This window comes from Pedobacter psychrodurus (genome assembly GCF_032678585.1).
Taxonomy (GTDB): domain Bacteria; phylum Bacteroidota; class Bacteroidia; order Sphingobacteriales; family Sphingobacteriaceae; genus Pedobacter; species Pedobacter psychrodurus_A.
The window spans coordinates 62,565-86,948 of the sequence record NZ_JAVTSN010000032.1 but is presented as its reverse complement, the minus strand read 5'-3'; the positions used below and the strand labels follow the sequence as shown (position 1 = coordinate 86,948).

25 protein-coding genes and 1 tRNA gene are annotated in these 24,384 nt (G+C 38.0%); 12 read left to right on the top strand and 14 right to left on the bottom strand.

The window, feature by feature from the left end:
* Nucleotides 1-191 precede the first annotated feature (191 nt).
* The 3 genes from R2S57_RS19890 (at nt 192) to R2S57_RS19880 (ending at nt 2,153) form a co-directional block, all read left to right on the top strand.
* Nucleotides 192-812 carry a Uma2 family endonuclease gene (locus R2S57_RS19890; RefSeq protein WP_316846689.1) on the top strand — a complete coding sequence of 207 codons (621 nt, stop codon included), beginning with the start codon at nt 192-194 and terminating at the stop codon, nt 810-812.
* Nucleotides 813-878: 66 nt separating this feature from the next.
* Entirely contained in the window at nt 879-1,484 is a 606-nt protein-coding gene (locus R2S57_RS19885; RefSeq protein ID WP_316846688.1) for a Uma2 family endonuclease, read from the top strand.
* A 66-nt stretch (nt 1,485-1,550) separates the two neighbouring features.
* Nucleotides 1,551-2,153: a Uma2 family endonuclease gene (locus R2S57_RS19880; RefSeq protein ID WP_316846687.1), complete on the top strand. Its 603-nt coding sequence runs from the start codon at nt 1,551-1,553 to the stop codon at nt 2,151-2,153.
* 135 nt (nt 2,154-2,288) lie between these two features.
* On the opposite strand, the gene R2S57_RS19875 is transcribed toward R2S57_RS19880, so the two are convergent.
* The 4 genes from R2S57_RS19875 to R2S57_RS19860 form a co-directional block, all read right to left on the bottom strand.
* A complete protein-coding gene (locus tag R2S57_RS19875; protein WP_316846686.1) occupies nt 2,289-2,435 on the bottom strand; it encodes a DUF5522 domain-containing protein in 147 nt (48 codons plus the stop codon).
* A 141-nt stretch (nt 2,436-2,576) separates the two neighbouring features.
* Nucleotides 2,577-3,521, bottom strand: coding sequence for an exonuclease (locus R2S57_RS19870; RefSeq protein WP_316846685.1), 945 nt, complete (start codon nt 3,519-3,521; stop codon nt 2,577-2,579).
* A gap of 42 nt (nt 3,522-3,563) precedes the next feature.
* Complete coding sequence (coaE, locus tag R2S57_RS19865; RefSeq protein ID WP_316846684.1) at nt 3,564-4,175, bottom strand: dephospho-CoA kinase; 612 nt, start codon at nt 4,173-4,175, stop codon at nt 3,564-3,566.
* Nucleotides 4,175-5,122 (bottom strand): CdaR family protein, encoded by a 948-nt coding sequence (locus R2S57_RS19860; protein ID WP_316846683.1) that lies wholly within the window; start codon nt 5,120-5,122, stop codon nt 4,175-4,177. Before R2S57_RS19860 ends, coaE begins: the two co-directional genes overlap by 1 nt.
* A gap of 151 nt (nt 5,123-5,273) precedes the next feature.
* On the opposite strand from R2S57_RS19860, the gene R2S57_RS19855 reads away from it, so the two are divergent.
* Nucleotides 5,274-6,227: an energy transducer TonB gene (locus tag R2S57_RS19855; protein ID WP_316846682.1), complete on the top strand. Its 954-nt coding sequence runs from the start codon at nt 5,274-5,276 to the stop codon at nt 6,225-6,227.
* Nucleotides 6,228-6,277: 50 nt separating this feature from the next.
* Here the strand turns inward: R2S57_RS19855 and yajC are convergent, their stop codons facing one another.
* From yajC to R2S57_RS19835, 4 genes are all read right to left on the bottom strand, one after another.
* Nucleotides 6,278-6,598, bottom strand: a complete 321-nt coding sequence (gene yajC / locus R2S57_RS19850) for a preprotein translocase subunit YajC (protein ID WP_316846681.1) — start codon at nt 6,596-6,598, stop codon at nt 6,278-6,280.
* A gap of 69 nt (nt 6,599-6,667) precedes the next feature.
* On the bottom strand, nt 6,668-7,126 hold the full coding sequence (locus R2S57_RS19845) for a DUF1573 domain-containing protein (RefSeq protein ID WP_316846680.1): 459 nt from the start codon (nt 7,124-7,126) through the stop codon (nt 6,668-6,670).
* A 2-nt stretch (nt 7,127-7,128) separates the two neighbouring features.
* Nucleotides 7,129-8,079 (bottom strand): transcription antitermination factor NusB, encoded by a 951-nt coding sequence (nusB, locus tag R2S57_RS19840; RefSeq protein WP_215132507.1) that lies wholly within the window; start codon nt 8,077-8,079, stop codon nt 7,129-7,131.
* 51 nt (nt 8,080-8,130) lie between these two features.
* Nucleotides 8,131-9,219, bottom strand: coding sequence for a Glu/Leu/Phe/Val family dehydrogenase (locus R2S57_RS19835; RefSeq protein ID WP_316846679.1), 1,089 nt, complete (start codon nt 9,217-9,219; stop codon nt 8,131-8,133).
* 289 nt (nt 9,220-9,508) lie between these two features.
* On the opposite strand from R2S57_RS19835, the gene R2S57_RS19830 reads away from it, so the two are divergent.
* Both R2S57_RS19830 and R2S57_RS19825 read left to right on the top strand, forming a co-directional pair.
* On the top strand, nt 9,509-11,299 hold the full coding sequence (locus R2S57_RS19830) for an ABC transporter ATP-binding protein (protein WP_316846678.1): 1,791 nt from the start codon (nt 9,509-9,511) through the stop codon (nt 11,297-11,299).
* A gap of 79 nt (nt 11,300-11,378) precedes the next feature.
* The gene (locus R2S57_RS19825) at nt 11,379-11,702 is read left to right on the top strand and encodes a DUF3276 family protein (protein ID WP_167295577.1); all 324 of its coding nucleotides are present in this window, start codon (nt 11,379-11,381) and stop codon (nt 11,700-11,702) included.
* A 71-nt stretch (nt 11,703-11,773) separates the two neighbouring features.
* Here R2S57_RS19825 and R2S57_RS19820 read toward each other — a convergent pair whose 3' ends face one another.
* Complete coding sequence (locus R2S57_RS19820) at nt 11,774-12,235, bottom strand: hypothetical protein (RefSeq protein ID WP_316846677.1); 462 nt, start codon at nt 12,233-12,235, stop codon at nt 11,774-11,776.
* 200 nt (nt 12,236-12,435) lie between these two features.
* On the opposite strand from R2S57_RS19820, the gene ychF reads away from it, so the two are divergent.
* Nucleotides 12,436-13,536: a redox-regulated ATPase YchF gene (ychF, locus tag R2S57_RS19815; RefSeq protein WP_316846676.1), complete on the top strand. Its 1,101-nt coding sequence runs from the start codon at nt 12,436-12,438 to the stop codon at nt 13,534-13,536.
* A gap of 850 nt (nt 13,537-14,386) precedes the next feature.
* Complete coding sequence (locus tag R2S57_RS19810) at nt 14,387-14,533, top strand: hypothetical protein (protein WP_316846675.1); 147 nt, start codon at nt 14,387-14,389, stop codon at nt 14,531-14,533.
* A 22-nt stretch (nt 14,534-14,555) separates the two neighbouring features.
* On the opposite strand, the gene R2S57_RS19805 is transcribed toward R2S57_RS19810, so the two are convergent.
* The gene (locus tag R2S57_RS19805; protein WP_316846674.1) at nt 14,556-15,170 is read right to left on the bottom strand and encodes an HAD hydrolase-like protein; all 615 of its coding nucleotides are present in this window, start codon (nt 15,168-15,170) and stop codon (nt 14,556-14,558) included.
* Between the two features lie 9 nt (nt 15,171-15,179).
* On the bottom strand, nt 15,180-16,556 hold the full coding sequence (gene mgtE / locus R2S57_RS19800; RefSeq protein WP_316846673.1) for a magnesium transporter: 1,377 nt from the start codon (nt 16,554-16,556) through the stop codon (nt 15,180-15,182).
* Nucleotides 16,557-16,849: 293 nt separating this feature from the next.
* Here mgtE and R2S57_RS19795 point away from each other — a divergent pair.
* Nucleotides 16,850-16,921, top strand: a tRNA-Arg gene (locus R2S57_RS19795).
* Nucleotides 16,922-17,306: 385 nt separating this feature from the next.
* Here the strand turns inward: R2S57_RS19795 and R2S57_RS19790 are convergent.
* The gene (locus R2S57_RS19790) at nt 17,307-18,419 is read right to left on the bottom strand and encodes a TlpA disulfide reductase family protein (RefSeq protein ID WP_316846672.1); all 1,113 of its coding nucleotides are present in this window, start codon (nt 18,417-18,419) and stop codon (nt 17,307-17,309) included.
* A gap of 336 nt (nt 18,420-18,755) precedes the next feature.
* On the opposite strand from R2S57_RS19790, the gene R2S57_RS19785 reads away from it, so the two are divergent.
* Nucleotides 18,756-20,186 (top strand): DNA/RNA non-specific endonuclease, encoded by a 1,431-nt coding sequence (locus R2S57_RS19785; protein ID WP_316846671.1) that lies wholly within the window; start codon nt 18,756-18,758, stop codon nt 20,184-20,186.
* A 906-nt stretch (nt 20,187-21,092) separates the two neighbouring features.
* On the opposite strand, the gene R2S57_RS19780 is transcribed toward R2S57_RS19785, so the two are convergent.
* Together R2S57_RS19780 and R2S57_RS19775 are read right to left on the bottom strand one after the other, a co-directional pair.
* Nucleotides 21,093-21,509, bottom strand: coding sequence for a c-type cytochrome (locus R2S57_RS19780; RefSeq protein WP_316846670.1), 417 nt, complete (start codon nt 21,507-21,509; stop codon nt 21,093-21,095).
* Between the two features lie 359 nt (nt 21,510-21,868).
* On the bottom strand, nt 21,869-22,060 hold the full coding sequence (locus tag R2S57_RS19775; RefSeq protein ID WP_316846669.1) for a cold shock domain-containing protein: 192 nt from the start codon (nt 22,058-22,060) through the stop codon (nt 21,869-21,871).
* Between the two features lie 228 nt (nt 22,061-22,288).
* On the opposite strand from R2S57_RS19775, the gene R2S57_RS19770 reads away from it, so the two are divergent.
* Together R2S57_RS19770 and R2S57_RS19765 are read left to right on the top strand one after the other, a co-directional pair.
* Nucleotides 22,289-22,780: a DUF6985 domain-containing protein gene (locus R2S57_RS19770; protein ID WP_316846668.1), complete on the top strand. Its 492-nt coding sequence runs from the start codon at nt 22,289-22,291 to the stop codon at nt 22,778-22,780.
* A 172-nt stretch (nt 22,781-22,952) separates the two neighbouring features.
* Nucleotides 22,953-23,960, top strand: coding sequence for a hypothetical protein (locus R2S57_RS19765; protein ID WP_316846667.1), 1,008 nt, complete (start codon nt 22,953-22,955; stop codon nt 23,958-23,960).
* Nucleotides 23,961-24,384: the final 424 nt, after the last annotated feature.

The following is a 24,384-nucleotide window of genomic DNA, read 5'->3' as shown; positions in this document are numbered from 1 at the left end:
AACAGTTAACCGATTAACCATTTCACAGTACTTAGTTGGCAATTTACAGTTAACCGATTTGAACAATTAACCGATTAACCATTTCCCAGTACTTAGTTTGCAGTTAACCGATTAACCAGTTTAAACAATTAACCAACCGATATCCGTTTTAAATACTTAATCGTTTATAATATTTATCCTTAGGTAAAACATTGGTAAATTCGTACATGGATGAGATTGTAAATGAACCAGCTGTAGCTTATCAAAAAAGACATTATACTATTGAGGAATACCTGGAGATGGAAAAGGTATCAACAGTGAAACATGAATATTCTCAAGGGGAAATATTTGCGATGTCGGGGGCAGCCTTTAACCATAATCTTATATTTTCAGATGTTTTCGGGCTTCTTTTTTCTAAACTAAAAGGTTCAAAATGCATTCCTTTCGGAAGTGACATGAGAATGAATATCCCCAAGAATACGTTATTTACTTATCCGGATATTTCTATCTATTGCAATGGATTAACGCATAGCGAATTTGATGAGGATACCGCGATTTTACCTACTGTGATTATTGAAATCCTGTCACCTTCAACCAAAAATTATGACAGGGGGAAAAAGTTCAACTTGTATAAAGATATTCCATCATTAAAGGAATACATCATGATCGATTCGGAATCTGTATCTGTAGAGGCTTATTATTTTAATGATGAACAAAATTGGATACTTCATCAACACCAGGGTATTTCTGATACATTAACTTTTATTTCGATGGGATTCGGTGTAACCTTAGCCGATATTTATAAGCATGTTTCCTTTAGCGCCACAATATGATGTTCGGAACTTCAATTATCCACTTAAACCATTAACCTTTAGGACAAATTCAATAAATTGAGAGATATGGATGAGATTGTAAATGAACCAGCCGTAGCATACCATAAAAGGCATTATACTGTTGAGGAGTATTTGGAGCTGGAAAAACCATCAACAATAAAGCACGAGTATTTCCAGGGGGAGATATTTGCCATGTCGGGTGCGGGTGATAATCATAACGAGATTTTCAGCAATGTTTTCGGAGAGATAGTTCACAAACTTAAGGGCAAGCCTTGCAGGGCTTATGGAAGCGATAAACGAATGAATATTCCTGAGAATACGTTATTTACCTATCCAGATATATCGATCTACTGTAATGAATTAATACACAGCGAGATTGACGGAGACACCTCAATTTTACCAACGGTGATTATTGAAATTCTGTCACCTTCTACCAAAAATTACGATAGAGGAAAAAAGTTTAACCTGTATAAAGATATTCCATCATTAAAAGAATACATCATGATCGATTCGGAATCTATGTCGGTAGAGGCTTATTATATTAATGATGAACAAAAGTGGGCACTTCATCAACACCAGGATATTTCTGATACATTAACTTTTGTTTCGATGGGATTCGATGTAACCTTAGCCGATATTTATAGCCATGTTTCCTTTAACGCCACAATATGATGTTCGGAACTTCAATTAACCACATAAACCATTAGCCTTTAAGACAAATTCAATAAATTGAGAGATATGGATGAGATTGTAAATGAACCAGCTGTAGCATACCATAAAAGGCATTATACTGTTGAGGAGTATCTGGAGCTGGAAAAGCCATCAACAATAAAACATGAGTATTTCCAGGGTGAGATATTCGCCATGTCAGGTGCTGGTAACAATCATAATGATATTTTCAGCAACGTTTTTATTGAAATTGGAAATAAGCTTAAGGGCAAGCCTTGCAGACCTTATGGAAGCGATAAACGAATGACAATTCCAGAGAATACGTTATTTACTTATCCAGATATATCGATCTACTGCAACGGATTAATACACAGCGACGTTGATGAAGAAACCTCAATTTTACCAACGGTGATTATTGAAATCCTGTCACCCTCTACCAAAAATTACGATAGAGGAAAAAAGTTTAACCTGTATAAAGATATTCCATCATTAAAAGAATACATCATGATCGATTCGGAATCAGTATCGGTAGAAGCTTATTATGTTAATAATGAACAAAATTGGGTACTTCATAAACACCAAGAGATTTCTGACGTGCTAAGTTTTGTTTCGATGGGATTTGATATCGCTTTAACCGATATTTATGAGCATGTCCGCTTCGGTACAAATTAATTACTGCTATAATTGAAAAAGAAGTCAAGTTTAAATAGGCAAACTGCCAAAAAAAACTTGACTTCTTTGGATTCGCAGTTAGAATATTAGCGTAATTACAAACTGAAAATTGCCAATTGTTAACTGCCAACCAAATCATTTTTTATCTTTCTTTTTTCCATACCCCCACGGACAGTGCTTGCACTTATTTTTACAGCAATAACCACGCTTGAGGTGATAGGCAGCTGTAAACACCATCAATCCATCTTCATTAAAATAAAAATCTTCACCTTCTTTTAACATAATTATTGAATGATTGAGTCTTGAATGATAGCATGTTCAATGGTAGAATTTGCATAATTGAATGTTCAAAGTTGTATTATCTTCATTCAATCATTCTCTAAATCTATCAGTCAATCATTTTATTACTCTCCGTCAATCCATTTAACCGTTCAGTATTTTAACCTCTAATTTACCTTTAAAATAATTTTTAAGCTGTTTTCCGTCACCATGCAAAGTCCATACCTGTGTTGGTTTAACTTTTTCAATGGTTTCTAAAATCGCATCCCAATCGGCATGATCCGAAATATAAAGTGAGATGCCATTCTGTTGCTGTAGGTTTTTCCATCCTGAAGCAAAGGCACGCACTACATTGATCGCCTTGTGGTAACTGTGAAAAACCATTGGTGGAACAATGTAAACCTGATGTTCCTGATTATTCTTCATCACCTTCCTATCGTACATTTTGTAATTGCCCACTTTCATGCCGTAATCTTCATAGATTTTAACAAAAGGCATAATGCTATGGTGAACCATGATGTTTTTTGTTGGACAATATTCAGTCAACAACTGGATAATCCGTTGGCTTTTACCCAATGCATAAGAGCCTAACATAATATTCGCATTGGTTCCGTTCAGCTTTTTGATCTCATCAATTGGCGAGGGGTGTTTCGTCTCCGGATTGGCAAAAGTACTCTCGGTAATCAATACATCCGCTTCTACAAATTCGAATGGCTCACAGGTATTGTCTGGCTCAATCTTATAATCTCCAGTATAAAGATATTTCACTCCTTTATATTCCATTAAAACCTGCGCAGAACCCAGAATATGTCCGGCAGAATAAAAAGTAATGCTTACATCCTTTATTTTGAAAGTTTCGTGATAAGTTTTCGTGAAAAAATCAACCGCTGCAAATTTGCGGTAACGGTGTTTCATAAAAGTTGCAGTAGCGGCAGTGCAATACACATTCTGGCTTCCCCCGATGGCATGGTCGCCATGCGCGTGCGAAACCACAGCCTCTTTAACAGGTTGCTGTGGATCGAGGTAGAAATCGCCGTAAACACTATATAAACCCGTTGGGGTAATCGTAATAAAATCTTCTAAAATCATGATCAGGATGAATGGATTTAAGGATGGCAGGATTAAAGTAAATTAAGCATTTTTTAATTCTTTTGCCAATTTCAGAAACCCCTGGTGTAAAGATAAAACCTGTTCGATGATGGATTGTTGCTCATCGTTAACTATAAAGTGATCGGCTAATTTTGCCTTTTCTTCGTCGCTAAGCTGTTTATCCATGCGTGCCTTCACTTGTTCTTCTGTAACACCATCGCGTTGCATTAAACGTTTTATTTTAATCTCATAAGGAGCTGTAACCAAAATAGTTGTATCACAAAGTTTATAAGATCCGCTTTCAAACAATATCGCGGCCTCTTTCAGGGTATAAGGAACAGTTGAGGGAATAGTAGCTTCCCATGCATCAAATGCCCTGAAAACTGCGGGATGAACCAATGCGTTGAGTTGGGCAAGCGCTTCTTCGTTATTAAAAACGATGCCTGCAATATGTTTGTTATTTAATTTTCCATCTTCAGAATAACTTGCTGCCCCAAAAGCAGATTTAACCCCATCTACCAACACGGCATCTTTACACATGATCTCCTTTGCAACGGTATCAGCATAAAACACAGGGATCCCCAATACTTCAAAAACCCTACAAGCAGTTGTTTTTCCGCTTCCTATACCACCTGTTATACCTACTTTATACATTATTTTTCTACAATGAAATCTATTTTAGAAGGAACTACATTCACCAGTTTACAATAATCAGGAAACTCGGTTATTTTCACCGTAAACTGACGATGTTTTAAATTTTGCCACTCATCTACATCAATGGTTGCCGTGATAAAACTTTCATCAACCTGATCGTAATTGCTTAGCGCCACCAGAAATGAAACCTTTACCTTTTTAGGATAAAGTTTAATGCTGTTATAGTTCCTGTTATTTACAACTTTTATAGGCACTTCAATGGTTTTCTCCGTAAACTCATCAACAGGAAGTTTAACTTCAACCGACGATGGATATATACTTACATTTTTATGGATACTGTGCTGTAGGCCAATCCTCGTGGTGCTGCTGCCCTGCAATTTATCCAGTTTCAACGTGTCTGTTGGCCAAAATTTTATTTTAGCCAACTCCTCTGTCGGACCAGCTACCTTAACATATTTTGGGTTAAGGATAATTTCGCTTGAAATGCCATATTGTTTTTCAAAGCTCAGCTTATCGATCAGTTTTACAGGAACTTTTTTAACTACCCGCTTCGTAAAATCGAAGTACAGGGTATCTGGCTTAACAGAAATTACTTTTTGGGTACTTTCCAATTGCCTGTTGATGTTGAATAACTGATCGGAAAAAACAATAAAATCTTTGGTATTGAGCTGGCTTAGATTAACCGAAACCGATGGTGGACTGATCCGTAAGCGGGCAAATAATAATTGCCAACCGGTCCCTTCAACCTGTAAATCAATGGTATCAGATTGTAACGGGTAAAATGCCCTTTTAGTTGGTGTATTTTTAAAAACTAAAACTGTTTTTGCGGTGTAAATGTACTTGTTGTTTAATGCCATAAAAAGCCATGCAGCTATAGCGAGCAGTAAGCAGGCCAGTAAGCTAAATACACGTCTTTTTTCAATCTTCGTTAATCTAATAAAGGGCATATCTAATTTTCTTCAATTACAACAATAGCGTCAAATGTAGCAAAACTAAATAGTCACTCAAAAACTTATGTGTTTAATGATAAATTAATGTAACGAATGAGCAAGATTATGTACAGATAACTATATTCGTAGTAGATAATAAAAATCAGGTATGAAAAAATTTATTTTAACCCTCATTACATTAACACTCTTAATTAATTGCTTTGCCCAAAAAAGAACAACTGTTTCTTATTTTAAAAAAGATATGTTAACTCAAAACAAAAACGATTACGATTATCGTCGGGTTATCCAGGAAACCGATACGCCATCTATATACAGGCTATTTGAATTCTACTCCAACAACCAGGAAAAAACAATTGCTACTGTTTCGAAATTCGAACCCAATATTGTTTATGAAGGGATTAGAGAAAGTTTTAATAAACAGGGATTGCTCACATCAAAAGTCAATTTCAAAAATGGAGATTTAATTGGAGAATGCACTTATTATTACGACAATGGTAAGCTTGAAAGCATATTCCAATATGATGAGCGGGATGAAAAGAATAAAAATTCAGGAAAACCATCAAGAAAGTGGGTAACTGGTATAGATTCTTTAGGCAATCAATTTATCAAAGATGGCAATGGACTATTTAAGAAAACCGACAAAAAAGATGAGATAGAAGAGGGAAATTATCGGAATGGTTACAAGGACGGTATTTGGAAAGGAACCAGCAACAAAGGAAATTATGAAGAAGTTTATGAAAACGGGATATTTAAATCTGGTACGGCTACATTGACGGATGGAAAACAGATTTCCTACGATAAAATGGAAGTACAGCCTGAGTTTAAAGGTGGAATGGGAGATTTTTATAAGTATTTGGGCAGGAGTTACAAATTCCCTGCAGAAGCATTAAAGAACCGCGTTAGCGGGAAATTATATGTTACGTTTGTTGTAGAAAGAGATGGGTCATTGACAGATTTTTCATTTAAAAACAACCTGGGTTATGGCACTCAGGAAGAAGCGATACGTGTTTTAAATGAATGCCCCAAATGGATCCCGGGTAAACAACATGGTATGCCTGTGCGGGTAAAATATAATATCAATATAAATCTTGCACAACGCTAAACAAAAATGCCACCTCTTGGTGGCATTTTTTTATATTTTCTTTTTAAGTACTAAGCTTTCGGCGCTACAACTGCTTTGGTTGCGTCTAAAGAAACTGCTGATTTATCGAAACGGATTTTAACACCACCTTCAACTTCAATTAAAAAAGTTGTGTCATTCATATCGGCAATACGGCCATGAATACCTGCAGTAGTTACAATTTTATCTCCTTTTTTCAATTCTTCAACCAATTTTTTATGGTCTTTAGCTTTTTTAACCTGCGGACGGATCATGAAAAAGTAGAAAACTACCATAATCAAAACCATTGGTACAATTGTGGTTAACATGTTGCTACCGCCTGCTGCTGCCTGTAAAATTACTGTTAATGTCATTTCTTATTTATTTGTTTTTTGTGAATAGTTGATGGTCTATGTACAATTGCCATAAACAATCAAACCAATTTATTTTTTAGCCAACACCTCTCCTACCAAATGTACAGTAGTTACTGTTGGATTTGCGTTTGAAGTAATGGTTACTACCTTATCCTGCATGCCCATTTTGCCTTCGCTGTTAAAAACTACGCTGATAATACCTTCTTTACCAGGTAAAATTGGTTCGCCTGGCACCTGAGGTACAGTACAACCACAAGTTGCTGTTGCGTTTGAAACAATTAGCGGACTCTTACCTGTATTTTTAAGTTTAAAGGCATGCTGAACTTTTTCGCCCTGTTCTATTTTACCGAAATCGAAAATGTCGCGTTCGAAAACAATAACCGGCGCATCTGCTGGTGCAACTTTAGCTATTTTTGAGGTATCGTTTCCTACAGAAACAGCTGATTGTGCTTCTGATGTTTGGTTATTTGCATTGCGGCATGCTGCGAATGAAAGCGCAACTAGAGCCAGGATAAATGTTCTCTTCATTTTTAATCTTCGATTAATCCGCGGCCAATCTTCTTGATGGTATTGTTTTTCTTAAGATCGCCCAAAATTTTGTCTAAAATACCGTTAATAAATGAATTACTCTTCGGAGTACTGTAATCTTTTGATAACTCTAAGTATTCGTTAATGGTTACTTTCACCGGAATGGAAGGAAAGTTTAACAACTCGCAGATGGCCATTTTCATCAAAATGGTATCCATAAGCGCAATACGCTCAGATTCCCAGTTTTTGGTTCTATCGGCAATCATTTCCTGATATTTGGCATCGTTTTGTAGAGTATGTACAAATAAATCCTGTACAAATTTGCTATCTTCTACCCAATCCGCACTGATTTCAGTCAACTTGTTTTTAAAAGGATCTTCAAAAGTAAAGTTTTTCAAAGTTTTGGCCACCATACCTTTCATTACTTCGTGATCGACCTGCCAGTTGATAAATTTTTCTTCAAAAACCTGCAAAATAGCCTGGTTTTTTAAGATAATTTTTCTGAAAATGTATTTGATGATATCTTTTGATGATTCTAAACTTTCGTTAGGATCGGCAAGATAATCGGCATATTCTTTTGATGCTTTTAATGAATTGTAAACTGTTTTACGGATTTCCGGATCAAAACCCCAGTCTACCTTGTATTTTTTAACTGCAGAAACATATTCCGGGTTCTGTTGCATCAAAACGCTAAACTTATTGTGTAGCAATTTCATGTTAGGATTGATGTCTTCTGCTGTTTTGATAAACTTATTTGCGCGCTCTGCGGCGTCGTTAGCAGTAAATTCGGTAACTTCTACCATTAAAGACAACATCCAGATGTACATTTCGTACACGCTATCGATGCTTTGCATTAAGGTTTTTAAATCCCCTTTAATGTCTTTTTTGTCTGCCATGTGCCAAGCAAAAATATTTTGCAAAGCTTTGATTCTTAAGTGCCTTCTGTTTAACATGAATGTAAGAACGAGTGCGGTTTTTTTAAAACCTGTTTTAATAATTATGATTTAATATGACGATTTAATTTTTTTAACATCTGCAATCCGTTTTTCGGCAATCCGGTTTGCAGCAATATTTGTTGAAATGTTTTCAGCTTTACTTAATTTAATTACACTACGGGTAGCATCATAAATATTCTCGGTAAGCTGCACTGTACGTTTTTTACCAAAACCTGTGAGTTCTGAATAGCAGGAAATCAACCCACCGGCATTGATTAAATAATCGGGTGCAAATAAAATTCCTTTTTTCAAAAGCAACTCACTATCTAAAACCTCATCTTTTAACTGATTGTTTGCTGAACCTGCAATAATAGCAAATTTCATTTTTTCGATGGTTTTGTTGTTCACCGTAGCACCCATTGCACATGGGGCATACACATCGGCATCAGTAGTAAAAATTTTATCGGCCTCAATCGGTTTCGCTTTATATTTCCGGGCCACATAAGTTAACTGTTCCTGGTTAATATCGCTGATCAGCACTTCGGCATTTTCTTTTCTCAATAAAGCAACCAAATGTTCGCCAACGTTTCCAATACCTTGTACAACTATAGTTCTACCCGCAAGCATATCCGTTCCGAAAACTTCTTTAACACTTGCTTTGATGCCTAAATAAACACCTTGAGCGGTAAAAGGGGCAGGATTACCAGCACCACCAATTGATTCGGGAACACCAGTCACAAAATTGGTTTCCATACGGATATATTCCATATCGCGTGTATTGGTACCCATTTCTTCTGCCGTAATGAATTCGCCATTCAGGTTTTTAATAAACCTGCCATAGCTGCGCATTAAAGTTTCGGTTTTGTCTTTTCTCGAATCGCCGATGATGACGCCTTTTCCACCACCAAGGTTTAATCCTGTAATGGCAGCCTTGTAGGTCATTCCGCGCGATAAACGCAGGGCATCTTCTAAGGCTTCGCCTTCGGTGGCGTAACTCCACATGCGTGTTCCACCTAAAGCAGGACCTAAAGTGGTATCGTGTATGGCAATAATTGCTTTTAAACCTGTATCCGGATCATTGCAAAAAACCAATTTTTTATGCCCATAGACACTTAATTGATCTAAAATTGATGAATCTGACGAAGAATTTGCTGGCATATTGAACGTTCGGCTAACCTGCTGCAAAATTAAAATAAAAAACCATTATTACACGTATTTAACTAAACTATAACAAAATTAATTCTGTTATGGCAGCAAATTCGCCCATATTGTCATCCTTAGGTACGAAGGATCTGCAACCGATGAGGAAGATCCTTCGTGCCTCAGGATGACAAACAGAATTGATTCGTTACATTTTTCATCCTCAAATGTCATTAGTTTTTAAAGCTTAAGTTCGAATAGATAATTATGCATCATCAAATAACAAAATTATCTAAGTTTGTACAACATGAAACATCTGAGCCGATTAAACAAATACTTTCTTAAATATAAATGGTGGATTATCCCTGGAAGTATTTTCGTGGTGATTTCTAATATTTTTGGCGTGGTACCTGCACAGGTGATTGGCTATGCGGTTGATTTGATTACCGAAAATATCCAGATTTTTAACCTATTTTATGGTTTCGACCGTCAGGCCATTATCTACGATATTTTTAGCAGCAACCTTTTATATTTTGGCTTGCTGGTTATCGCGCTTTATTTATTGAGGGGACTTTTTCTGTTCTTTATGCGCCAGACGATTATTTTAATGTCGCGGCACATTGAGTTCGACATGAAAAACGATATCTATCAACATTATCAGGAACTGAATCTTGGTTTTTACCGCAGGAACAATACCGGCGATTTAATGAACCGCGCCACAGAAGATGTTAACCGGGTAAGAATGTATGTTGGTCCGGCGATTATGTACACCATTAATACCTTTGTTTTATCGGTGCTAATTATCTGGTCGATGTTTGATGTAAATTCAAAACTGGCCATTTATTGTTTATTACCTCTTCCCTTCCTTGTTATTATTATCTATTATGTAAATACGCTCATCTTCAAAAAAAGCGGAAAGATACAGGAACGCTTATCGGATCTCTCGAGTTTTGTGCAAGAGCGTTTTTCGGGCATCAGGATCATTAAATCTTATGTACGCGAAGATTATACGCGCAACATGTTCGAAATCCAGAGCAACGATTACAAAAAAGACTCCATGAGTTTGGTTAAGGTATCGGCACTGTTTTATCCTACCATGCTTTTATTGATTGGGTTGAGCACCATTTTAACCATATACATAGGGGGCATACAGGTAATGAATGGTAGTATCACTGCAGGGAACATTGCCGAATTTATCATCTACATTAACCAGTTAACCTTTCCGGTGACGATGCTGGGCTGGGTTACTTCGTTAATCCAAAGGGCAGCGGCATCGCAAAAAAGGATTAATGAATTTTTGGATATTCCATCCGATATTCAATCGAAAGAACCTGAAGAACGCACTTTGAAAGGCAATATCAAGTTTGATCATGTAAGTTTCACCTATCCAGATACCGGTATTGAAGCTTTAAAAGATGTAAGTTTTGAAATTAATAGTGGCGAATTTGTAGCCATTATCGGAAAAACAGGATCCGGAAAATCGACATTGGCCAATTTGATTATGCGGATGTATGACGTAGAAAATGGTGCGATTGATATTGATGGAAAAAACATTAAGGCATTAAATCTTAAAGATTACCGTAGCCAGATCGGTTTTGTACCACAAGAGGTTTTCTTATTCTCTGATACGATAAAAAACAATATTGCTTTTGGTTTAGACAGCGTTACGGATGAAGAAGTATACGATGCAGCAAAAAATGCTTCGGTTTACACTAACATTATCGATTTTGAAGAAAAGTTCGAAACCATGCTTGGTGAACGCGGAATTACGCTTTCCGGCGGCCAAAAGCAACGGGTATCGATCGCCAGGGCACTGATCAAATCGCCCAAGATTTTAATATTTGATGATTGTCTTTCTGCTGTCGACACTAAAACGGAAGAGGAAATTTTACAGAATCTGGGTAAAATCATGGCCGGAAAAACAAGTATTTTAATTGCGCACCGAATTTCTACCATTAAAAATGCGGATAAGATTTTAGTGTTGGATAATGGCAAAATCATCGAACAAGGCACACACAATGAATTACTTAGTAAAAACGGGAGTTATACAGAGCTTTATAACAACCAACTTTTGGAGGAGGAAACCCGGACTATTTAAATTGTATTAAAATTGTATTTTGAACTTTAAATATTTGCTTTATATTTACCGAAACCAAAAACCAACATCAATACCAACCATGGGAGAATTCGACAACAAGGAAAGAGAAGAAGTTTTTTCAAAGAAAGTAAGAGCAGGTAAGAGAACTTATTTCTTCGACGTGAAGGCTACTAGATCGGGTGATTATTATTTAACAGTTACCGAGAGTAAGAAAAGATTAGAAGACGGTGTATTCGTAAAACATAAAATTTTCTTGTACAAAGAAGATTTCGAGAAATTTGCAGAAGGATTAAATGAAACTGTTGATTACATCAAAACTCACCAGGATGTGGTTGAAAAACGTTATGAATATTCTGAAAATGGAGAACATAGCGCTAAAGCAAGCGACGATTTTACTTTTTAAGTAGTATAATTTCAAATAAAAAAGCCTCCCGATTTTTAAAAATCAGGAGGCTTTTTCGTATACCAGACATTTTATTTTATACCTCCACTGGTGACTACTGCCAATAGCAAAAGAAAATAACCTGCTATCAGAACGATGGTAATTACACCCCAAAATTTAAAGAGCGATTTGATGTGGGAAATGGAATCGTTCAAACTCTCCTGATCGCCGAACAAAATTCCCTGTTTGCCTTTTGCAGAAAACCGGAAAAGCAATAAACTTGGATAAAAAAAGAACAAAGCCAGCAAAAGGTAAAAAATAGTGGCACCTGTTGCACCAATGGGTGCCAAAGGCCCAAGCTGATTGAGCATAGCTGGGTTAGCTCTTATTGCTGCCCCTATTCCAAATGAACCTAATATTAAAAAAGCCGAGATCACAAAACCCACAACCGATAAAAATCTGGCCCACTTACTCATATCGTAAAAGTAACTCCGCATTTCTTCGGTAACGACTAATTTTACTTCCTGAGGTACTTCCTGTTCTAAATCTTCCATTTATTTCTATCTATTTTGGGCTAAACTTAGATAAAATATAGATTTGATACAAGAGCAAGGGTTTAAATAAAGGTTTTAAAAGCTTATCTTTGCGCGGTTTTAGCGGATATGTAAGATGGAAAATGTAAGATGGATAATGGGAGACATAAGATAACTACCGACTAAAGACTGTGGACTAAAGACTTAAAGACTAATAAATAATGGCATTACAATGTGGTATAGTTGGTTTACCAAACGTTGGGAAATCGACTCTTTTTAACTGTTTATCAAATGCAAAAGCGCAAGCAGCAAACTTTCCCTTTTGTACTATTGAGCCCAATGTTGGCGTAATTACTGTACCCGATGACCGATTGACCAAACTGGCTGAGTTGGTTAAACCGAACAAGGTTCAGCCGAATACAATCGAGATCGTAGATATTGCCGGATTGGTAAAAGGTGCATCGAAAGGTGAAGGCCTGGGAAATCAGTTTTTAGGAAATATCCGTGCTACAAACGCGATTATTCACGTGTTACGTTGTTTTGATGACGGAAATGTGATCCACGTGGATGGTTCTGTTGATCCGATCCGTGATAGAGAGATTATCGATACCGAACTACAGCTTAAAGATTTGGATACGGTTGATAAACGTATTCAAAAAGTAGAGAAAATGGCTAAAACCGGTGGCGATAAGGATGCTAAACGTACTTATGAAATTTTAACGGTAGTTAAAGCGCATCTGGAAGCTGGCAAATCGATCCGTACGGCGGTCTTGCCTCAGGATGATTTTGATTTTATCGAAGATTTAGGCTTACTTACCCAAAAACCGGTAATGTATGTGTGTAATGTTGATGAGGCATCGGTAATAAACGGCAACAAATATGTTGATTTAGTGAAAGCAAATGTTGCTGATGAAAATGCTGAGGTTTTGGTGATCTCTGCTAAAATTGAATCGGAAATTGCTGAATTAGATAGTTATGAAGAGCGTCAGGAGTTTTTAGCTGATTTAGGTTTAACTGAATCTGGCGTAAACAAATTGATCCGTGCAGCTTATAAATTATTAAATCTTTATACATATTTCACTGCGGGTGTACAGGAAGTTCGCGCATGGACAATTACAAAAGGTTTTACTGCTCCGCAGGCAGCTGGTGTAATCCATACCGATTTCGAAAAAGGATTTATCCGTGCGGAGGTAATTAAATACAACGATTTCGTAACCTTAGGTTCGGAAAATGCTTGTAAAGATGCTGGAAAACTGGGTGTTGAAGGAAAAACCTATGTAGTGGAAGATGGAGACATCATGCACTTCAGATTTAATGTTTAAACCCCACCCCAAACCCCTAAGGGGAATTGAATAATATAAAGCCGCTTGAAAGAGTGGCTTTTTTGTTGGCTATTTTTGCCACGGAAACACGGAATCTAATTGATTAGAGTTGACAACTTTTATAACACAGTTGCACAGAAAGTTGTCAACTCTACAAGTAAAGCAAATAATTTTTGCCACGGAAACACGAAATGTTTATTCAGAGTTGACAACTTTTATAACACAGCTGCACAGAAAGCTGTCAACTCTACAAGTACAGCAAATAATTTTTGCCACAGATACAAAGAATATTTATTCAGAGTTGACAACTTTTTTAGCACAGTTGCACAGAAAGTTGGCAACTCTACAAGTACAGCAAATAATTTTTGCCACGGAAACACGGAATGTTTATTCGGAGTTGACAACTTTTATAACACAGCTGCACAGAAAGTTGGCAACTCTACAATTACAGCAAATATTTTTTGCCGCGGAAACACGGAATGTTTATTCAGAGTTGACAACTTTTATAACAAAGTTGCACAGAAAGTTGGCAACTCTACAAGTACAGCAAATAATTTTTGCCACAGATACAAGGAATGTTTATTCAGAGTTGACAACTTTTATAACAAAGTTGCACAGAAAGTTGTCAACTCTACAAGTAAAGCAAATAATTTTTGCCACAGATGACACAGATTAACACAGATAACTATTTATTTGAACACTTTTAAATTTTCTACCACACTGGCCTCGCTATTCAGTCAGGCCTGCCCAGCTGTTCAGGCGGGGAGACGGGAAAGCACTGGATTTTACCATTACGTCGCATCCAACCATTTAATAGTAGCAGCCACATTGCCACTTAAACCCGATTGAAATGGAAAGCCCGCATCCCGATTTTTCATCGGGGAGGACTTGTAATGAAAAGCGGGAGGAAATTTTAAAAAAATCTACTGCCATTGCTTTCCAAAAAAAAATATTTTTTTATCCAGAGTTGACAACTTACAAGCAAGACCGCCAATAAAGTTGTCAACTCAAAACACTGGCTAAACCTCCAATCCGTATGCGGCCAGCTGTACTTTGGTGTCTTCGTAATCGGTATGATGGATGCCTCTCAAACCCAAACCTTCGGCAACCTGTACAAAAAGCATCCTGTCGTCGATGTATAAACTTGTTTCTACATCACTTTGTGAAATATCGATCGCTACTTTAAAAATATCAGCATCTGGTTTACGGAAATGCACAAAACTCGAAGAGACAAAGAAATCGACAAACTCGTTCAGTTTGAAGGTATTGATGCGGTACTGGTTCAGTTCCCTGCCTTCGTTGCTGATTACGGCTACTTTGAGGTTATATTTCTTTTTTAAACTACAGATCAGTTCAATCATTTCCGGATAAGGAAGCGATTTCTTGAACATGAATTCTTTAAAATCATCATAGCTAAAGCTGCGCTCTTCGAAGAAAACAATCCTTTCCAGGTATTCGTCGAGGGTTAATTTGCCCACTTCGTAAGTATCGAAGGTAAGGTGGTGACGTTCTTCCAAATCAACCGAATCGAGATTAAAAAGTACCGAAGCTTCGCCCCTTGCATGCCTGTCCCAGCCATTGGTTAATAAAACGCCACCGATATCGGTAAAAAGTGTGGTAATTTTCTTTTGCATGGTTTAAGTTTAAAGTAAAACGCCTTTTAAAAAAAGAACGGCAAAGCTGAAATAAATAATTAGTCCGGTTACATCAACAAGGGTTGCTACAAATGGCGCAGATGAAGTTGCCGGATCGGCCCCCAGTTTTTTAAGTAAAATGGGCAGCATAGAACCGCTCAAAGAGCCCCAAAGCACCACAAAAACCAATGAAACGCTAATGGTCGCAGCAATTAAGATCCAGTGTTCGCCGTAAACATTTGGTACGGCCACGTGCCAGACAAAAATCCGCAAAAAACCAATCAGGCCTAAACACACCCCTAAAAGAAAGCCTGAAGTAATTTCTCTGTTCATTACACGCCACCAATCTTTAATGGTTACTTCACCCAGCGCCATGGCCTGTATGATTAATGTAGAGGCCTGAGAACCGCTATTACCGCCACAGGAGATAATCAGCGGAATAAATAAGGCTAGTACAGTAGCTTTATGGATCTGGCCTTCAAAAAAGCCCATTGCGGTGGCGGTAAGCATTTCGCCAACCATTAGAATAGCCAGCCAGCCTACGCGTTTTCTAACCAGATTGAAAATAGAAGTATCGAGATAAGGCTCATCTAAAGCCGCAGTACCCCCGATTTTATGCATATCTTCGGTATACTCTTCGTTCGCGATCCACAAAATATCATCAACGGTGACAATACCCAAAAGGATGTTATTTTCATCCACTACCGGTAAGGCCACACGGTTGTTCATCCTGAATATACTGATTGCATCTTCCTGAGGATCGTTCGCTTTCAGGGCAATGAAACGTTTATCGGTGAGTTCGCCGATAATGGCTTCGGGATCGGCCAATAAAACCTCACGTATCCTGATATCATCTAGCATTACGCCTTCTTTATCAATCACATACACCACATCAATGGTTTCGGAGTTTTTTCCGTAACGCCTGATGTGTGCCAAAACCCTGGTAATAGACCATTCGGGTTTAACCGCGATATAATCGGGCGTCATTAAACGGCCAATACTATCTTCTTTGTAACCTAAAAGGGCAAGCGATTCTTTACGTTCCTCGGGCGGTAAAAGGGTGATCATTTTTTTCACCACATCACCTTTTAATTCGCTAAAAAGTGCAGTACGATCATCAGGGGGCAAATCTTTGATAATCTGGTTTAACTTATTTCCCGAAAGTTTTTTAATGATACGTTCCTGCGTAGGGAAATCAAGGATACGAAAAACGTTTACTGCCCTATTGAGTGATAGGGTTTCGATAAATTTAGCCGCATATTGTGGAAGTTCATCAATCAGTTCTTCAACATCCGAAATATTCAGTTGATCGAGATATTGCTTTAAAGCCTTATCATTTTCTTTTTCAAGCAGTTCCTGAATCTCTTCCACAACCAATTCTTCCATAAACAACTAACTAATTTATTACATGCCTAAACCTCTATTAACGGTTCGCAAAGGTGCATTTTTATTTCCTAAAAAGCCAGAAGTGACCATTTTAAAATTCGCCAGAATGCCCTTTGTATTAAAAATAGACTATAGTAAATGCTGTCTGGCCTGGGTTTGTCTGATGATTTAATCGTTTTTTAATATAAAAGATACCTCAATAGTTGAAAGTTTATTTTAATATGGATTTATCGGCTAAAAATAGCATTGATTTTTTAATGAAATGATTTTGATTTTTCTATATTTGCAGCCTTGCTCCCGTAGTTCAATGGATAGAATTATGGTTTCCGGTACCATCGATATGAGTTCGAATCTCGTCGGGAGCACCTCACGAGACAAATCAGTTTTTACGCTGTTTGTCTCGTTTTTTATTTTAGCTTTCAACCACATTTTTCAAGTGACCTGAATCCTTGGTGTAATTATATCCCATAAAATCCTCATCAGCCATTCCAATCCGGTTATTCTGACAGGTCTGGGATGTACCACCCGAAGAAGGAAAATAATCCCAGTACTTTTCTTCTCTGCCAAACTCCCCTATCCAAATAAATATTTATCCATGTTTAAAAACTTAATTAACAAAGACTTTTCACCATCGAGATTAAAGGTTTTCATTGAGTTTCTTTAATCAAAATTCTTACCAAACCCAGTCTTACCTCTATTTTTTATACGTTACAACAGGAAAAACTTATTTATTATATAGATTTCTATGTCCTACTGCCTTTTGGCGATCTGATCCTGAACTTCCTTCAGCACAGCACCATTATAATATCCCGACCATTTGGATACAATTTTTCCCTTGGGATCAATCAGTACGAATGTTGGATAGCCCGTAATGCCATACTTGATGATCGTTTTCCCATAAAATCCATTTCCGTCCCAAAGACTTAACCATTGCGGCTGGTCTCTGTTTATCCCCTTTAACCATGTTTCTTTACCGGCGTCCCCTGAAAATGAGACTATAGCCAGCTCCTGCGGATACGCCTGTGAGATTTTCTTTAATTCGGAGACTGATTCCACACAAGGGCCGCAGAAAGTTGTTGAAAAATCCAATAATACATATTTGCCTTTTATCTCCGATAAAGAGTGGCTCTTTCCATCCCTGTCAAAGCCATCGAAATCAGAATAAACATCCCCTATCTTAATAATATCACCCACGGTCAAAAAAGTTTTGATTCGCTTTGCATAAGTGGTGTTTTTGAACTTTGAATTAAGGGAGCTGTAAAATTTACTGATAGTGTCTTTTGGAAAATCGCTTTTAAGATAAAACAGGGCATCGAGTGCTTCATAACTATTTAGGTTCTGCCTCACAAAATCCATTCTTGTAAGCAAATCCACACTGTCCAGCCTAGCAATCACCTTCCATATTGCCTTACCTTTTAATTTCGCACTATCACCCGTCAGGGCCTGATATTGTTCCACCAAAATGTTGCGCTTTTTATAACCTTCCTTAGTCAGGGCAATCATTTTGTTGTGCATGTCCTGAGTTTCTGAACCGATTATTTTCAGATCAAAAGGAAAATCCCTGACATCCCCTTTCACATTGATCTTTTCATTTCCCATCAATAATGTGAAGTAATAAAACTTCTGTCTAAAATTTGCGGTAACCCATAAAGATTGCGGTTCTGACCTGAGTTTGCCTTTAAAACTTAAAAAATTGTTCTCAATTACCGCGCTATCAATGTTAGTATCAAGGGTGATGTCGTTTAAATAAAATTTTGTACCATTCTCAAAACCGGTAATTTGAGCGGTGATCACATATTGTTGCGCAAGGGATCTGGCATTAATCAATATCCCGAGAAGCAAGAGTAGAAGAGCATTTTTCATATATCCCAAAGTAAGATTTTTTGACCAAATACAATTGGTAAATAGATAAATTTCTTCAACAGCATATTCCTTATTTAATTAGACTACAAGACAACTTTAAGCTACTTCCATTTTAATTTCTTGCTCGTTTAGAAATTTCCCGCCCTTTTGTGGTCTTTTGTTCCGGCATCTTTATTCAGGTCAAAAAGCAGTTCTGTAGCCCTAAACACTGCTACTTTAATTGCCTTCATTATGTTAATATTAACTTAATATAAGAAACATCTTTTCTCCATACCTTCGGGGCGCATTGAAAAATGATCTATGTTAACGCAAACAACTAGACATTAAAAACAAAGCATGAAATTAAAAACCATCCCTATCTATTCAGGATTCATCGGCATCCTGATCCTATCCGCCTGTTCAAAAAAAACAAACATCGGAGATGAAACGCCAACTATCCCACCAAAAGCACCAACGGCCTATGCCATAACTGAAACTTTCGAATCCGGAAGTAAAGGCGCTTATGCATTAGACAGTGTTCAGCTGTTAACCGGCAAATGGACACTGAGTGATGCCCTGCTAGGCAATCTTGCAGCTGATGCCAAGAACGGCGCAAAGTCTGTCCGGTTAAAAGCAGGTTATTTATCCATGAACTTTGATATCGCGGGGGCTAAAATGATTTATGTTTCCCATGCCAAGTATGGAACGGACGCCAATTCAACCTGGCAGCTTCTTGCTTCTACCGATGGCGGAAAGACCTTCACTCAGCTAGGAACGGATATATCGGAAACCGGCACTACACTGGTGACCGATTCCTTCAAGGTAGCTACAACAGGCAAAATACGTTTTCAGATCAAAAAAACCGGCACCACCAGGATCAACATCGATGATATTATCTTTAAAGGTACCGGCGATCCCGGCATTATCGTAGGTGCTCCGGATACGGATCCTGAGGATAATGGTGGCTCCACACCAACACCCGGAAGAGGGACCCCTGACGCAGGCCCGGATGCACCACCAGCAGGCGGCGACAATTCCAACTTACTTTTTGGCAACCCATCAGGCGCAACGGCCAACCTGGTTTCAGCAGAAAATTACCTGATCGATCAAAAATATTACACCGAAAGTTACAGCATGACCCGCGGTGTACCGAACTGGGTAAGCTGGCATTTGGATCCGAACAACTTTACTGGCGCGGCAAGTAGAAAAGACGATTTCGCTTCATTTACAGGACTTCCGGCGAATTGGTACCAGGTACAAAGCAACAGCTATTCAGGTTCCGGTTTTGACAGGGGCCATAACTGTCCAAGTGGTGACCGTACAAGCTCGAGCAATGCCAACTCAGCTACTTTCCTGATGACCAACATGATCCCACAGGCACCCAACAACAACCAGAAGACCTGGGAATCCTTTGAAAGTTATCTCCGCGCCCAGGCATTGAACGGGTATGAGGTTTATGTGATCATGGGCAGTTATGGTACAGGCGGCATCGGTTCGGCAAGCGCATCGGTAGTGAATACCATCAACAATGGAAAAGTGACCGTTCCGGCAAACGTTTGGAAAGTGGCAGTATTGTTAAAAACGGGAGATAACGATGTTAGCCGCGTGACGAGCTCAACAAGGGTTATTGCCATCAATACACCCAACATTAACAGCACAAATCCAAGCTGGAAAAACTACATTGTGTCAGTCCGCGATATAGAAAGTGCAACAGGTTATAATTTACTTTCAAATTTACCGCAGAACATACAGGACGTGGTGGAGAAAGTGAAAGACCCTGGCAACTAAAACCACCCCTTAACCTAAGGATCAGGCTCTTGATTCTGTATTGGCAAAGGGGTGTATCCAAAGAAACAGGCTGCATCAAAGAAAACTGATGCGGCTTGTTCTTTCTAAATTTGCATTTATTACTTCAAAACCAATCAATAAGGAGCATCAGATCATCGTTTTGCAAAATTTTACTCTTTAAGGGAATAGTCATCGTGATTAAAATATATTGTTGACGAAAGTCAAAGTTTCCCATTACCGTATTATTAAAGCTACGTTTTTAATTATATTTGCACATGAAAACGCTCTATTTGTCTAATGATGCCCAGCTTTTAAATAAAGCTATATTAAAACGGTTCAAAACTGCTTTGTCTGATCTTGAAATTGAAAATGATTTCATCGAAATTTCCACAAAATTTAAGGGGTTACAGATACAGGTCAGAATATTCGGTCAAGCCGATCTGACTGGAAACCTACACTGGCATGTGGTAAGAATTATTAATCAAAGTATTATACCCACGGATCCCTTTACGATAACCAGGATTAATTAATTTAATAACCAGGAGTTTTGGTCTGGCAGAACATCATCAAACTGTTTGAATCCGCCTACATGAATATCAGGGACATTGTAAAAATCACCCATAATACCGACTGGAAAACAGTGTATGGGCATGATGAGTTGTACGACTATCCGCATAAGTGTCAGTGATCAGGGAATAGGGATATCCCCAGCGGATCAGAAGTGTATGTTCCAAAATTCCATAGGGTTGAGAGCGAACACACCAGGCCGATCCCCGGTTTTGGGATAGGTTTATATCTGGTTTCACCGATCATTAAACTCCATGGTTCTCCCATTACCCTTTAGAGCGAACAGGGCATTGGATTCACTTTTGATCTAGAAAATGCCTGACCGAGTATCAGATCACATTATTTATGAACATCATCTGATTTTAAAACCGGTTCGGATTTTCCGTTGTGGCAGGTTGTGCATGATATTTCGGTCTGGCCTTTTCCATCTTTCATTTCGTGCTGAAAATATTTCTTATTAATTTTTGCAGTCATTCTCATCATATCCCTGGCAATATCCTTTTTTGCATTATCATCACTTGCAAAATCCATTTTTTTCGGATTATCCTTCATTGAGGCGTGACAGTAGTTACATCTTACCCCTAAGGATACCTTAAATCCATCCATTACCTTATCCAGATCTTCTTTGCTGATGTTTTTCGGTAAAACTTTTAGGTTCTTCGCCTTAAATGTGTCCTGTTGCTTTGGCATAAAAGCACTAAGCAGTACGACTATGCCGGCGAGCACGGCCATTGTTGCAGTTTTTTTATTGATCATATCTGTTTTTGTTGGTAACCGAATTTATAAAACAATTTACATATCCTATCATGAAGAATTTATGAATATTGCTTTCATTCATACACCCAGACTTATTGCGTTCGATCTTTTTTAGTAAGGCAAAATCAGAACAGCTTTTCATTAGCTGCTCCGCTTCGGGCTTATGATGTCGGCAAAACCCTTAATAAGGATTTCCCGGAGCGGGAACGTTATCCGGCGCATACTCCTTGTTCAGTGAACTGGTGGATTCTGTAAAAGGCTTTGCTATTTTCTTGTAAAAAGAGTTATCTACATTCTGAAATAAAAAAAATGCAGGATGTTTAAACAACCTGCATTGTAGTCCAAAATCTTGGAAAGAATTACACCAACTTAACGTTAACGGCGTTTGGTCCTTTTTTTCCATCCTGAACATCGAACGTCACTTCGTCATTTTCCCTCACATCATCTTTGAGACCGGAGACATGCACAAAAAACTCTTTGCCAGTACCCTCTTCCACAACAAATCCGAATCCTTTTGATTCATTAAAAAATTTTACTTTACCTGATGCCATAATAACTGTTTTTCTTTAAGATGTTTATTATGCAAGTTATTAAAATAAGTTGTAAAGTCCATATAGCTCTATTGACAGGGCGTGCACCTGACAGGGATTTACCTTGGTTCCAGCCAGCGTTCAGGTTATAAAGTTACTTTTCGGCACCTCCATTTCACAGGCGGCCTTTAATTTTTTATTATCTTTAACTAAACTTACCGTAATTAAAACCTATCAGACGAAATAAAAATGACAACACATCCATACTGGGGAAAGGTTGAGCAGGACTGGGCAGGTTTTTCTGCTGAAATTACCTTCTCTCACCCATTTTTTAATAATAGCGGCGTGGAAATTTTCCTTGGCGAGGAATACGATGAAGATGGTGAAGAAATAGACGAAGCACCAACCGAAAATATGTTATCAGCTTTTGCCGATACCTACAGGGACTTTTTGGATAATATAGAGAACGGGCTTAATGCCATCCAGCATGGTGCATTTGAGCGCTATCAAAAGTTATATGCCAAATATTATGAAGATCCACTTCAATCAGGACAGCCTGCCATGAACATAAACAATGTGGAACAGCATAACCCCCATATCAGAGAAATTATGTACATCCGCATTCTGGATGAAGATACGCTCAAAGTGTCTATACGTTATGCCCTCGACACCGAACATGGCCTTGAATTTAAGTTTACTGGCGGAAAGGTTGCTGCTCTGGGAGGCATTGCAGAAACTTAATCCCCGGGAATAAAATCCTGAGTATCGATACTGAAATATCTGAACTGGTGAAAAGTGAAGTAATGATTATTTAAGGTAAAGGCATGGGACTATTGAAGGCTACCCCCCTTATTTATCCTTGATTTTTACCAATCATATGACAAACTTAGTATCAGGTATAAACCTAAATTAAATGAGAACAAAAATAAAATCAGTGGCATTAACCACTATTGTAATAGCCATTCTGGTGGGCTGCAACCCAGATAGTAAAAGCAAACATACTATCCCGAAGAAGGATACTGTAGCCGCATCAACAAAAGCAACTCCATATTCGCCCCAAGACAGTATTGCCTTATTGCAACTTACCAAAAACCTGTACCAATGGACCCAGACAGATGATAACGACGATTATTTTAGTCCCTTACTAAAAGAAAAAACCGATACCATATATGTTGGGCTTGATATGAAGTTACACCAAAAAAAGCTGCAGAAAATAAGGGGCTCTGGATTATTCTCTGAAACCTTTATAAGCAGTTACAACAAAATTGCAATGACCATTGATGCGAAAATGAAGGATGGTACCCTACTATGGAAAGTTGGCGAGCTGCCGCCCTTTGGCAATGGTGCAAATCTTTGGTGCAATTGCCAGGATGTGCCGGATGATTTTTTAAGTAAACTATATATTATGCACATGCAGAGCGAAAAGGATGGTATATTTTATAACCGGGCCTGGGGAGACGGCATTGTGTACAATCTTAAAGCCGTAAAAGAAAACAACCAATGGATAATATCGGAAATGGAAGGTTTTGATTACAACAGTCTCCTGAGCACTTTTCAGAAGCAAAATGACTATACCGGTAAGTGGGCAAACGAAATGGTTACGCTGAATATCGGGGAAAGCTCGCTGGCTTTTGAATACCACGGCCAATGCGTGTATTTCTATCCCGTAAAAAAGATAAGCAGCACCGAATTCGAGATGATCTGGGCAAGGGATATGGACTGCAAATTCGACAACGGGACCAAAGAGACTTTTGGCTTAAAAGAGATACCCGAAGTGGGAAAGCCTTTTGCAAAATTCACCCTTAAAAATGGCACCTTGTATGCGGAATATTATTATGCCGAATGGGTAAAAAGATATACTGAGCAGGTACAGAACGATGTATTCACTCCAGAATATTCCAGAAAAAATAAAAATAATTAAACCCGTTCTCATCCGCTTTTTAATTATTGCAATGCCGTTATTAATTTTATATTTCTATGCACAAATGGCATTCAAAGCAAACAAGGGAACGAGAACATCAACAGATGCCTGATATACTTCAAGTCCTATGGATAAGAAATTCACAACTTTATCCTACAGATTGCATAGTTCAATGAAACTGGTACTCCCTCACTTTTGGTAGTGAAATTAATTTAAATATAATTCTCTCAAAAAAAAGTTACCTATAAAGCACTGTGAACATACCAAGGATTATTCATTTTTGGCACAGCGTCTGGCCTACCAACTCAAAGAAGCTCCGACATGTTCAACACAGATAATTAACTGCAGTCAGAATTTACCTCTGACCCGCCCCTCAATTTTGATCTCGACCGGATCCTGACTATCGCCGAATAGACCCTTGCCT

Excerpts from the sequence above, each read along its gene's own strand:
- R2S57_RS19885 (WP_316846688.1), top strand. The coding sequence starts at position 879 with ATGGATGAGATTGTAAATGAACCAGCCGTAGCATACCATAAAAGGCAT.
- R2S57_RS19880 (WP_316846687.1), top strand. The coding sequence starts at position 1,551 with ATGGATGAGATTGTAAATGAACCAGCTGTAGCATACCATAAAAGGCAT.
- R2S57_RS19875 (WP_316846686.1), bottom strand. The coding sequence starts at position 2,435 with ATGTTAAAAGAAGGTGAAGATTTTTATTTTAATGAAGATGGATTGATG.
- R2S57_RS19870 (WP_316846685.1), bottom strand. The coding sequence starts at position 3,521 with ATGATTTTAGAAGATTTTATTACGATTACCCCAACGGGTTTATATAGT.
- coaE (WP_316846684.1), bottom strand. The coding sequence starts at position 4,175 with ATGTATAAAGTAGGTATAACAGGTGGTATAGGAAGCGGAAAAACAACT.
- R2S57_RS19860 (WP_316846683.1), bottom strand. The coding sequence starts at position 5,122 with ATGCCCTTTATTAGATTAACGAAGATTGAAAAAAGACGTGTATTTAGC.
- R2S57_RS19855 (WP_316846682.1), top strand. The coding sequence starts at position 5,274 with ATGAAAAAATTTATTTTAACCCTCATTACATTAACACTCTTAATTAAT.
- yajC (WP_316846681.1), bottom strand. The coding sequence starts at position 6,598 with ATGACATTAACAGTAATTTTACAGGCAGCAGCAGGCGGTAGCAACATG.
- R2S57_RS19845 (WP_316846680.1), bottom strand. The coding sequence starts at position 7,126 with ATGAAGAGAACATTTATCCTGGCTCTAGTTGCGCTTTCATTCGCAGCA.
- nusB (WP_215132507.1), bottom strand. The coding sequence starts at position 8,079 with ATGTTAAACAGAAGGCACTTAAGAATCAAAGCTTTGCAAAATATTTTT.
- R2S57_RS19835 (WP_316846679.1), bottom strand. The coding sequence starts at position 9,219 with ATGCCAGCAAATTCTTCGTCAGATTCATCAATTTTAGATCAATTAAGT.
- R2S57_RS19830 (WP_316846678.1), top strand. The coding sequence starts at position 9,509 with ATGAAACATCTGAGCCGATTAAACAAATACTTTCTTAAATATAAATGG.
- R2S57_RS19825 (WP_167295577.1), top strand. The coding sequence starts at position 11,379 with ATGGGAGAATTCGACAACAAGGAAAGAGAAGAAGTTTTTTCAAAGAAA.
- R2S57_RS19820 (WP_316846677.1), bottom strand. The coding sequence starts at position 12,235 with ATGGAAGATTTAGAACAGGAAGTACCTCAGGAAGTAAAATTAGTCGTT.
- ychF (WP_316846676.1), top strand. The coding sequence starts at position 12,436 with ATGGCATTACAATGTGGTATAGTTGGTTTACCAAACGTTGGGAAATCG.
- R2S57_RS19810 (WP_316846675.1), top strand. The coding sequence starts at position 14,387 with ATGGAAAGCCCGCATCCCGATTTTTCATCGGGGAGGACTTGTAATGAA.
- R2S57_RS19805 (WP_316846674.1), bottom strand. The coding sequence starts at position 15,170 with ATGCAAAAGAAAATTACCACACTTTTTACCGATATCGGTGGCGTTTTA.
- mgtE (WP_316846673.1), bottom strand. The coding sequence starts at position 16,556 with ATGGAAGAATTGGTTGTGGAAGAGATTCAGGAACTGCTTGAAAAAGAA.
- R2S57_RS19790 (WP_316846672.1), bottom strand. The coding sequence starts at position 18,419 with ATGAAAAATGCTCTTCTACTCTTGCTTCTCGGGATATTGATTAATGCC.
- R2S57_RS19785 (WP_316846671.1), top strand. The coding sequence starts at position 18,756 with ATGAAATTAAAAACCATCCCTATCTATTCAGGATTCATCGGCATCCTG.
- R2S57_RS19780 (WP_316846670.1), bottom strand. The coding sequence starts at position 21,509 with ATGATCAATAAAAAAACTGCAACAATGGCCGTGCTCGCCGGCATAGTC.
- R2S57_RS19775 (WP_316846669.1), bottom strand. The coding sequence starts at position 22,060 with ATGGCATCAGGTAAAGTAAAATTTTTTAATGAATCAAAAGGATTCGGA.
- R2S57_RS19770 (WP_316846668.1), top strand. The coding sequence starts at position 22,289 with ATGACAACACATCCATACTGGGGAAAGGTTGAGCAGGACTGGGCAGGT.
- R2S57_RS19765 (WP_316846667.1), top strand. The coding sequence starts at position 22,953 with ATGAGAACAAAAATAAAATCAGTGGCATTAACCACTATTGTAATAGCC.